Source organism: Chitinophaga sp. (assembly GCF_035564935.1).
Taxonomy (GTDB): Bacteria; Bacteroidota; Bacteroidia; order Chitinophagales; family Chitinophagaceae; genus Chitinophaga.
In genome coordinates, this window is record NZ_DATMTE010001012.1 from 1 (window position 1) to 11,506 (window position 11,506).

Annotated in this window: 4 protein-coding genes; 1 reads left to right on the forward strand and 3 read right to left on the reverse strand. The window is 47.6% G+C overall.

Annotated elements, in window-relative coordinates; genetic code table 11:
* A partial coding sequence (locus tag VN105_RS26225; RefSeq protein WP_325645823.1) for a TonB-dependent receptor occupies window positions 1-1,243 on the reverse strand: 1,243 nt, incomplete at its 3' end.
* A gap of 241 nt (window positions 1,244-1,484) precedes the next feature.
* A complete protein-coding gene (locus VN105_RS26230; RefSeq protein ID WP_325645825.1) occupies window positions 1,485-4,721 on the reverse strand; it encodes a TonB-dependent receptor in 3,237 nt (1,078 codons plus the stop codon).
* Window positions 4,722-5,148: 427 nt separating this feature from the next.
* On the opposite strand from VN105_RS26230, the gene VN105_RS26235 reads away from it, so the two are divergent.
* Entirely contained in the window at window positions 5,149-6,351 is a 1,203-nt protein-coding gene (locus tag VN105_RS26235; protein ID WP_142682987.1) for a bifunctional 3,4-dihydroxy-2-butanone-4-phosphate synthase/GTP cyclohydrolase II, read from the forward strand.
* 111 nt (window positions 6,352-6,462) lie between these two features.
* Here VN105_RS26235 and VN105_RS26240 read toward each other — a convergent pair whose 3' ends face one another.
* Window positions 6,463-11,193: a translocation/assembly module TamB domain-containing protein gene (locus tag VN105_RS26240; RefSeq protein ID WP_325645827.1), complete on the reverse strand. Its 4,731-nt coding sequence runs from the start codon at window positions 11,191-11,193 to the stop codon at window positions 6,463-6,465.
* Window positions 11,194-11,506 lie beyond the last annotated feature (313 nt).

Sequence of the window (11,506 nt, forward strand, 5' to 3'; positions counted from 1 at the left end):
GATTTTGCCAGAGCGACCATTGCGTTTCGGCAAATGGTGCGTAGTTCAGCATATTCATTTCTGGTACCCATACCCTTCCGTCTACCAGTGGCTGCGAGGTGATGTTGCTCAACAGGTCAGCACCATAGGAAAGCGTACCGTTAAAGGCCGGCTTGTTTGACAATGGTGAGTTGAACATCAGCCGTAATCCTTTCTTTTTATCGATAGTATGGGATTGTCCGTCGCCTCCTTCAAAGCGGCCAAATGATACATAAAAGATATCATCCCTTGATTCATAGTAGGCATCTGCGGAGAGGGAGGTGCCGCCAATGAGGCTATCGGCCTGATATTCCAGGTGCAGGGTTTGATTACCCCTCGGACCTGTAGGAACGCCGGTGGGCTTGCCCAGTACGCCTGACGCGGGAATGCCTTTGGCAATATCCCCGTTCACCAGGGTGTAATTGGAATTTTGCTGGCTGCGGTAGTAATTGTACATCAGCTGTATACGCTGACGGCCGTTCACCTGGTAGCCTACTTTGGCAAACGCATTGTAGCTGTCTGTTTCACCCAGGCTGTAGTTGGGGCCTACCAGGTTACCTTTCGCGTCTTTAAACTCGCCGGTTTGTTCGGCTACACCGCTTACAATATAGTCGAACTTTTTATATTTCCCCTGTAATACCTGGTTCAAACGGCCACCCACGCTGTTTTTGATGCTGGTGAGCGAACCGGTGGCATTGATCATGGTTTTACCGGAGAGTATTTTATCTTCTTTGGGTGTAACAGTGATGTAGTTGATCAAGCCGCCGGTGGCGCCGTTGCCATAGATAGCGGTAGCGCCTTTCAGCACTTCCACTCTTTCCAGCACGGAGGGGTCGATGGAGCGCATGTCTACCTCCCCGTTGCGGAGTGGGGTAGACTGGGGCACGCCGTCGATCATGATCAGTACAGAGCGTCCGCGGAGGGATTGGCCCACGTTGCTGTTGGTTTGAGTGCCGGGCGCCAGGCCGGGTACTTCCCGTGCGAGGATGTCTGTTACATCGGTGTTCACGGTCATGTCGTTTTCCAGTGTTTTCCGGGTGATAACGGTTACCGAAGAAGGAACGTTATCCAGTGTTACCGGTTTGCGGTTGGCAGATACAACGATTTCTCCCAATGCTCTTGGCGTTCCGAGTGTATCTTTTTTATTGTTTTTTTCCTGTGCCAGCAGTGGTGCGGTGATTCCGCAGCTGGCAAGGAGCAGGAGGTGTAATTTCTTTTGTAGCATATAGTGTGGCGGTGTGATGCCGTTTAAATTTGGTCGTTTTTATTTCCGGGGAGCGAAGTTAGGTAAAAGGCGGTGGGGGGATTTACGCAATCGGGAAAATTTTGGGGGATGCTTTTATAGGGGGGAAATTTTAAGACAATAAGGTTGGCTTAATGTGAAGAAGTAATTTTTCATGAAGGCTTGTAAAACAAAAGGCTGTCTCACTTAGTATGAGACAGCCTTTTGTCAATTTTTTGCTTTCTTAGAAGCTGTATCTCAGACCAAGTTGTCCTCTCCAGCGTGCAGTAAAGTTGTTGATATAATATGGTGTTGATTCGCCTATTCCATTGATCAGCCTTCTCTGGTCGAACTGGAAGGTAGAAACGCCTGTGGTAGCGTTGTAGCTGGAATAAGTGATTGGAGTGGAAACGTTATTGGAAATGAAGTACGTTTTGCCCCAGTCTTTATTCAGCAGGTTGCCTACATTGAGGATATCAAAAGTGATTTCCACTTTGTGCGATTTAATGATTGGCAGTACCTGTGCAATTTTGAAGTCGAAAATGTTTTCGAAAGGAGTGCGGGAAGCATTTTTCTTGGCATTTTCACCACGGTGTTTGCTCAGATATTTGTCGTTGCTGATCAGGTTTTCGAGATCGGCTCTCTGTTCTGCTTCAGAGCGGGTATAAGTAGATGAAGACGAAGCGGTGATTGGTTTAAATGACATGTTGCTTAATTCCGTTTTTGTTGGAATGTAGATCAGGTCATTGTTACCGCTGGAGCCAAGGTCATCGCCTGTTGGATCAACAGAGTTGAAGTATACCCAGGAATAAGGCATACCGGACTGCCCGTTGTAGAACAGGGTAACGGTAGTGCTGAATTTCTTTTCCTTGCCATATCTGAATGCTTTGGAAACTACGGCCAATACGCGGCTACCCATGCTGTAGTTGGCGCGGCCCAGATCCAGGTTATTCAGACCGTTGATGTTAGGACCATAACGCCAGTTGGAACCGGCGGTGGAAGAGGTACCATCGTTAACGGAATAGGCATCACCATAAGAGTAACCTACTTTGAAGAACAAACCATTGCTGGTTGTTTTGCTCAGTTCACCGGTTACGTTATAAGTATACCCTTCGCTGGTATTCTGCATAAGCAACACCTGGGTTCCGAAGGAATTGGTGGTTCTTTTATAAGTAGGTCTTTTCACGTTACCGCCCAGGGAAATACTGTCGTTTGTTGGCGTTACGTTCAGGTTTTTCCAGATGGCGTTATTGATCGTTTTGGTAAAGTTACCTTCGATTGTAGCCTTCATGCCCCATGGTAGTTGTCTTTCAACAGCAAGGTTGGTTTTGAACATCTGGGGGAACTTGAAGTTCCTGTCGGTGAGATTAATATTAGAAACGGCTGTTTGTACGGTAGCACCCGCAGCAGTAGCGCCAGCTGCTGAATACTGACCATAGAACGGATCATTCGGATCATATCTGAAAACTAACCCGGCCGGTATATCAGCACCGCGGAGGGATAGGTTGGTATAGGTGTTACCGGTATTACCATACTGGTTGGAGATCCATACAAATGGTACACGGCCGGTAAAGATCCCTACGCCACCACGGATAATCGTTTTCGCGTCGTTTGTAACATCCCAGCTAAAGCCAACACGTGGCGCCACCAGGAGCCTGGTTTTGGGCAGTGTGGTAGTGGAATATCCTGCAAAGGCCGGATCTTTTGAAAAATTGGTGTTATCAGGAGGAGTAGTCGGGAAAACCGGAACATCTATTCTTACGCCATAGGTGAGGGTAAAGTTCCTCCGGATGTTCCATTCATCCTGTGCGTAAACGCCAATCTGTGCTGCTTTGAAGCCAACTCCTTCGCGGCTGGTTGAATCAGCGGTAGTATAGTTGATCTGGTAGTTGGTTGGTTTTTCTCCATTAATGAAACTGCTAATGGAGTTATATGTATAACCGCCAAATGCGTACTGGATGAAAGTATTTTTAATTTTGTAGAATTCTGCATTTGCACCAACAGTAATCGTGTGTTTACCATGATACATAGTCAGGTTATCTGTAATGGTCCAGATGTTCTGATCCAGTGCATTGGCGGTGGAAGAAGGTTCTGTACCGGCATAAATAGTTCCGCCCGCATCGTTGATGGTAATGCTTGGGAAAGGTTGCCCCAGGTATTTCCTTCTGTCTTTCACCGCATTATAACCAATTCTGAATTCATTACTCAGTTTATTGGAGAAGTTGGAGTTCAGTTCGAGTACGCTGGAATTACTTTTAGAAGGGAAAACATAGTTAGCATTGTTGAACGTTGCTGTAGACGGCGCTCTGCTGGCCACCATGTCGCTTGCATCCAGGTAGTTATGGCGTAGGGTGAGTTTGTGTACGCTATTGATGTTCCAGTCAATGCGTCCGAACAATGTAGTAGCCGGTTTATCGCGTTCCTGGTCGGTGAAGCTACCGAGATTAACGCCGGGATATTTTGAAGTTATGTAGTCATTAACGCTTTGCAGCTGCTCCAAAGTTACTTTGTTGGCGCCATTAGCAGGGTTGTAATCGATCGGATTGTTCCTTGTTGATCTTTCAGCGTTTACGAAGAAGAATAATTTATTTTTGATGATCGGGCCACCTAAGCTGGCGCCGAATATCTTATTACTGAAATCGCCGTATTTGGAGTGGGTGGTGTCCGGTGCTTTGCCAACCAGGCCCTGGGTCTGGTAATAAGCATAAGCAGCGCCGTGGAAATCGTTAGTACCACTTTTAGTAATAGCATTGATACCACCGCCGGTAAAGCCGCTTTGTTTCACATCATAGGGATTCAGAACGATCTGCAACTGATCAATGGTTTCCATTGAAATCGGGTTGGCTCCTGCCTGGCCGCCATTGGTACCGGAGGCGGATAACCCGAATACGTCGTTGGTTACTGCGCCGTCCACCGCAAACTGGTTGTACTTGTTACTTTGGCCGCCAAAGGAAATACCCATTGGAGAGCCATCTTTACCATTGGTCGATACTGATGCCTGTGGGCTCAGTCTGGCAAAGTCCTGTACGCTTCTGTTGACGGTAGGAATATTATCCATCTGCGAACGGGAGATGTTAACCGCAGTACCGCCATTGCCTTTTGCGATGCCTTTGCTGGCGGTAATGTTTACTTCCTTCAGGCTGGTAGTGCCTTCAGAGAGTTGTACATTTAATTTCAACGGTTCCCCGAGTTTGAGGAAAATGTCGTTGTAGGTTTCAGTTCCATAGCTGATAAAGGAAACTTCCACCTTGTACGGTCCGCCAACGCGTACGTTAGGGATCGTAAATTCACCACTACCACGGGTAGTGGTCCCATAAATTGTTCCAGTAGGTGTGTGGGTGGCTTTTACAGTGGCCCCGATCAGGCCCTGGCCTTTGGAATCAGTTACAACACCGGTAATGCTGCTGGTAGTTACCTGCGCAAAGGTTACAAACACGGTGAGCAACAATGAGAATGTAAAGAGTAATTTTTTAAACCCCATAAAGCAAAGAAATTGTTGATTCAGACGCAAAGTTGAACAATTTTCCTGTGAAAATTTTAACGCGGAATTAACAAATTGTTAAGTACACTGTGAATATCTCAAGTGGCCTGTCAAAATTTAAATGGCATCTAGCTATATCAATATTAACAAAACGATTTTTCAAGAATTTCCTCAATAATTACGATTTCTCAAATATGAGATATTAGTAATGAGAAAAATCTATACCCACAGTGAACTTTATCGGGTTTCAGGTGTATAAATCGACATTAAATGCAGATCTATTGTTATATGTTAAAATTCTTCTGTATAATTAACATTCTTACAAGAGGTTTCCTGTAGTATAGCACTTACTTCTGCCAGCAACTTTTCACATGTATATGTTGTAACTTTGCGCAATTCAACATTACTGACCCGGAGGGAATATTATATGTTAGATACGATAGAAGCAGCAATAGAAGATATAAAAAACGGTAAACTGGTGATCGTGGTAGATGACGAGGACCGTGAAAATGAAGGTGATTTTATCACGGCAGCACGCAATGTAACACCTGAAATCATCAACTTTATGAGTACCCACGGCCGTGGGCTCATCTGCGCACCGCTGGTAGAAGAGCGCTGCGAAGAACTGGGGCTGGACCTCATGGTACGCGATAACACCGCCCTGCACCAAACCCCTTTCACCGTTTCGGTAGACCTGCTCGGACATGGCTGTACCACCGGCATCTCTGCACACGACAGGGCCAAAACCGTTCAGGCGCTCATTGATCCCAATACCAAACCGGAACATTTGGGTAAACCCGGTCATATATTTCCGCTGAAAGCAAAAACCGGCGGCGTTTTACGCCGTTCCGGGCATACGGAAGCCACTATAGACCTGGCCCGCCTCGCAGGATTTGAACCAGCCGGCGTACTCGTGGAAATCATGAACGAAGACGGCTCCATGGCACGCCTGCCGGAACTCCGCGAAATCGCCACCAAATTCGACCTCAAACTCATCTCCATAAAAGACCTGATCGCTTACCTCCTCAGTACAGAAACACTGATAGAAGAAGGCGTGAAAGTACAAATGCCTACTAAATACGGCAACTTTGAACTGATCGCTTTTAAACAGATCAACTCCGGCGAAATCCACATGGCGTTGAAAAAAGGCGACTGGAAAAAAGATGAACCGGTGCTGGTAAGAGTGCATTCGTCCTGCGTAACAGGGGATATCCTTCACTCACTGCGCTGCGACTGTGGAGAACAACTGCATGCGGCCATGCAAATGGTGGAAAAAGAAGGCAAAGGCCTTATATTATATATGAACCAGGAAGGAAGAGGTATTGGCCTGATGAACAAACTGAAAGCCTACAAGCTGCAGGAAGAAGGCATGGACACCGTGGAAGCCAACCTGGAACTGGGCTTTAAAATGGATGAACGCGATTATGGGGTAGGTGCACAGATCCTGCGTCACCTCGGTATCTGCAAACTCCGCCTTATCACCAACAACCCGCGCAAACGCGCCGGGCTAAGCGGCTACGGCCTGGAAGTGGTGGAAAATGTACCCATCGAAATCCATCCCAACCCGCATAATGAGAACTATCTCAGAACCAAACGCGACAAATTAGGACACGACATTCTTAAAGGATAAACCGGCGACCGCTACTGGGAACGCGTAAGCAAGGAATGATGGCATTCCTGTAAAAGTAAACCACACCAGGGAGTAACAACAGCAGTTGTTGCTCCTTTGTTGTTTCAGGGACTACTCAATGTTAGCGGAGTCTGTTTTGGCCCGTAAAGAATCCTGCTGCTCCTGTTTCAGCATAGCGGCCCGGCGAAGGGAATCCAATAGCGGCGTGCGCCTGCGCCGCCTGTCGTTGAACAATTCGTTGAAGCGGTTGTACTCCCTGATATAGGAAATACCCACGCCGGATTTCGTACGGTTGTTGAGGTTATACACGTCATAATCCGTTTTGCTGAAAGCGTTGATACGGAAACGGCCATCCGGTGTAAGCAGGTATTCAATGCGGAAATCCCCCGCAAAACGGTTAGTATTGGCGGAAGTAGCCGTTTTACCCCAGTCGTAATCCCCCCCGGCATATAAGCGGAACCGGTTGTTGAATAAGTTACTGGTAATACCTGCGCTCACCTGGTTACGGTCTACCGAGGAATTATCCTGCGGCCCGCCCACATTATAGGCGCGGTAATTCACATTCACCCCGATACCGCTTCCTTTCAGCAAAACACCGGTAATGTTGTTGAGAATGGCCTGCGCCTGAGCAGATAACGCTTGTCCCACACTGTTTTTACCGGTAATGCCCACATTCGCGGCGGCCGTTGTAGTGGCGTCATCCGGGAGAAACTGGTTAGAGAAAAGCAGGCCCCACACCTGGAACAATGCCTTGTTCTGGTCGCTATTGATCTCTTTCAGGTGCGCAGCCACCCCGCTTTCATAGGCCAGGCTACCCACTTCGGGCAATTCAATGGAGTAGGTGATGTCGGGCTTCAGCAGGGCGCCGCGAAGGTTGATGAGCACATCCACCTTTTCTGTACGTGTAGCCAGCTTGTCTGTACTGATATTGGTGCCCTGGCCCACCAGGTTGTACAGGCTCACTTTTGGCAGTGAATATTTGGCCATGATATTTACCCTGGCTTCTGAAGGGTCGCCGTTCCAGGTGATGGTACTGTTCTTTTCTATGTCGAATTTCCAGCTGGTAAGCCGCTGGAAGTTGAAATTATAGGAACCGTTATTGATCTCATAGTTACCGAACATGGTGAAATCTCCTTCTGTATTCACGGTGATCTGCAGGTTACCGGTACCATTGGCGGAAATAATATCGCCGGTGGTGGCGTCCAGGATCACATCGATCTGGGCATCAGGATTGGCGGCAATGTCCAGCTTTACGGTCAGTTTGGTATTATCTTTTTTCTTCTTCTTTTCAGCGATCTCGGTACCATAGGTTTTGAACGTGATGTAGTCGTATTTCCCGATATCCTTACTGTCGGACATAGGGAGATAAAAGTGGGTGCCTTTGATGGGGCGCGCAAGGATATGCATTTGCATATCGTTCAGCGGACCGGAGAAGTATACTTTACCGTCGGCCAGCACATCGCCGTAAAACAGGTCGTTGTCGGTGGCGCTGGTGTTCAGGAACAGGAAACCGCGGCCGGTTACATCAAAATCAAAATTGAGCTTGTCGAAATGATCGTGGCTGATGTACCCGCTGGCAGTACCTTTCGTATTGTATTTATCTACCAGCAGGAAGTTACCAAATTCAATCAGGTTGTCGTCCACGTTCACATTCAGTTTCGGAATGCGGTAATGGGTACCCAGGTAATCTACCGTAACCCCTACGGTATCCAGCGTAAGTGCGCCCTTAACAGAAGGCAGTTGGGTAGTGCCGCCTACATTTAAGGTGCCGGTTACCGCACCGGTAAGACTGGAAACATAGCCTGCCAGGTACTTGTTTAACAGGCTGATAGAAGTGCCGTTGAATTTAACACTCGCGTCTATAGCATTGCTGGAGGCAGAGAGTCCTATTTTACCCTGGGCCAGGAAAGCCATTCCTGCGTTATCAGACTGCACATTAAATGTGGCGTTGCCGGTAAGATGGTGATAGGTGCCGTCTATATTCAGTAGGCCGATGGAATCATTGTCTATACGCAGCTCCCGTGTTCTGAGCGCGGCATTGATGTCGAGGTTTTGGGTAGGATCTGCAATATTAATAGTTCCGTCTGTGATCCCCTCTACCCGCGTAGCAATCAACTGGGAGGGAATTACGTCCGCCAGGTTCAGGTTCTTCAGGGTAACAATAAACTTTGATTCATCAGGGTTATATTCATTGGTTTCCACCGTGATGCTTTGATCATTACGGGTTATCCGCAGATTTTTTACAGTGAGGAAATGTTTGCTCCAGTATATTTCATTGCCGGGAGTAACGTTCCATTGCCGCTCGTTCACGGTGAAGGCGCTGTTGAGGAAGTTGATCTTCAAGCCATCCGCTACCGTGATGATCCGCGCATAGAAGCCATCCAGGGAAGAGGTGTCTTCTGCTGCGAGGTCTACTTTCACAAAAGAGGTGTCGTGCCCTGAACTGGCCAGTATCAACGGATTTTCGAGGATCACGTTTTTACCTGACAGTACTTTGCCAATGCTTGTACTGATATTAACCTTATTGAAGTTGCCATCTCCCTTAATCTGCAGGTCCTGTACATGATATCCCTGGTAACCGGCTTCCGGTACCTGGATGTTCAATGCCAGGTTGCCGCCGTTCATGGTGTTGAGGGCGCCGGTTACCGTGGCATGGTCAAAACCGGAAAACTGTTTGGTAAAACCGCTCAGCAGTTTATCCACTTCGCCGAAGTTGATGGCGTAGGTGAAGTCCTGGTTGATAACGGTATTTTGCGGCGCGCTGAAGTAGCTGGGATAATATTTATTGAGAAGCAGTTTAAAAGCATCTGGCAGCTGGAGGAAGCTGTATTGCCCTTTCACAAAACCGTCGATTTCACTACCGGAGAATTGAAGCAATTTCTGGTTATCGGTCATGTGCGATGATACATAAAGCGAATCAAACTCAAGGCGGCGGTTGTCTTTAAAGGCAGATACCTCGTACATCCTTGCGGTACCATCGAAGTTATCGATATTACTACCCACAAAATTGAGTTCCAGCTTGGCCTGCAGGGTTACGGAATCCTCCGTGATATGCAAGGCTTTCAGATCGCTTTTGCGGATTTCTGAATTAAATTTGAATTGAGGGAGTGCGGCATTAAAATCAATGGTTCCTGCAAAATCCATATCCAGGTTGGGATCATTGGCCGTGAGGGAACCGTTAAAGAATTTGCGGCTCATTTCCCCCTTGGTTTTGATGTTCTGATAATTGTACCCGAACAGGGATATTTCCTGGATATCGCCATCTACGGAGGCTTTCAACGTTTTAAAGTTAAAGCCGGCACCATCTACCTTGGCATCCATGGAGATGGTGGAAAGATTGGTATTATCAAAGAGGCTGCCGATATCAAAGTTCACGGCCTTCAGGCTCCCGGAATAAACGGGGACATCGCGGCTGGTTTTAAAGTTAAGATCGGAGTTCAGCTTACCAAGATTGGTCTGGAACTGGCCATAGGCCACAAAGTCGTTGATGAACCCGGTATAGCTTCCCTGGAAGCGGATATTTGAAAGGCGGTCGATACGCACGGTATTCACAATGTCTTTCACCACGGGCATGATTTGCATTACGTCGTTACCGGTGGTTACCAGTTCTTCTGTATGAAAATCGATGAATGTTTCGAAGATATCGGGCAGTCCGCGCATTTCCAGGCTTCCTTTCAAACGGGTGGTGGCGCCGGCGGTGAGATCTATTTCCGATGCCTTCAGGTTACTGACAGGGCCACGGGCTTTACCGCTCAGCGTAATTTCCTTTTTCCAGGTGGAAAGGGGCGGTGCAAAAAAAGCAATATCATCTGAAGACAGCTTACAGTTTTTGAACCGGGCCTGCATGAACACATCATTGATATAATCGCTCATATCACTGATATCGCTGTACTGCATGGTGTAATAGTCGCCGATATGACTGCGGTTGGTTTCCAGGTCGAGCTGGGAAAATTCCATTTCCACCGGCGACATCTTAAACCGGCTGGTTAATTTCTTTACTTCAAAGCCGCTGCGTTCCTTTGTGCGCAAGGTAAGGTCCCCGATCACGCTGTCTTTAACCAGGCTGGTATTGGTGAGGGACAGGTTAATTTCATTGAACCGGATATGATGCGGGGCAAAGTAGCCGGGTTCTATTTTCGTGGAATCATCGGGGTTGTCTACACCGAAGATGCCGTTTTTAATATTGAGTTCTTTTACGATCAGTTTCCAGTTGGCATTGTTCCAGCGCAATTGCTGGAGCTGGCCGGTATCCGGCACAGGATGGTCCGGGGCTGGTTTCCGCCGGTGCCGCAGGGGAGAGGCGGCATAGCTGCTGATAATAAAATTGGGTTCAGTAAGTGTGAGTTCCTGTATGTCGATGTTGTGTTTCAGAAGGTCCAGGTTTTTGGCATCGAGATAAATGCGTTTGGCAGATGCCCGCATATCTTCACCTACCCAGGCATCCACCTGGTTCAGCCGGATGTTTTTGAGATCAATTTTCTTCAGGTCAAGTGAAAGGCCGCCGGAAGACTTGCTGCTGGTATCGGGTGTGGACGAGCTGAATGCTTCTTCCAGGAAATGATAGTTCCATACAGAGTCCTGGCGGGAGCGCAGCAGGTTCACCTCCGCGTTTTCAAGCCCTATGAATTTGATAATGGGCTTTTCCTGGAAGAAAAACCAGTCTGTAATGCGCACCTGTAGCTTGCCTGCGTACAAAAGAGTGTCTTTGTGCTGGTCTTCGATCAACGCGCCTTCCAGTTGCATACTGTTGAACAGCCGGAAGCTCACGCGGTCTATTTCCACGCGTGTATTAAGCTGCTGCGACAAACGGCTGGTCACTTCATGCACGAGGAAATTCTGCACCACGGGGATGTTTACCAGTATTCCGATCAGAATGACAAGGCCTAACAAACACAGTAACACGACAGATAATATTTTCCGTACTTTTTTCAGGCGGCAAAGTTTATCCGGCAAAAATAATTAATAGTTGGCAGTCAATGCCATTTAGCCGATAAATAAGATGTATTTCCGGTTTAACCGGTAAACGGCGTAGATGAACGATTTCGTATATAGGTGCCAGTGAGTAGGTGATCATGTTTACAGCAGCTCCTGTTGTTTGCGGGGCAATGAGGGGAAAAATACCCTGCCAGGTTTATCATGAAATTGTCGGGCTACT

What these genes read in the sequence shown, in the direction of transcription:
- VN105_RS26235 (WP_142682987.1), top strand. Translation starts at nt 5,149, where the DNA reads ATGTTAGATACGATAGAAGCAGCAATAGAAGATATAAAAAACGGTAAA.
- VN105_RS26230 (WP_325645825.1), bottom strand. Translation starts at nt 4,721, where the DNA reads ATGGGGTTTAAAAAATTACTCTTTACATTCTCATTGTTGCTCACCGTG.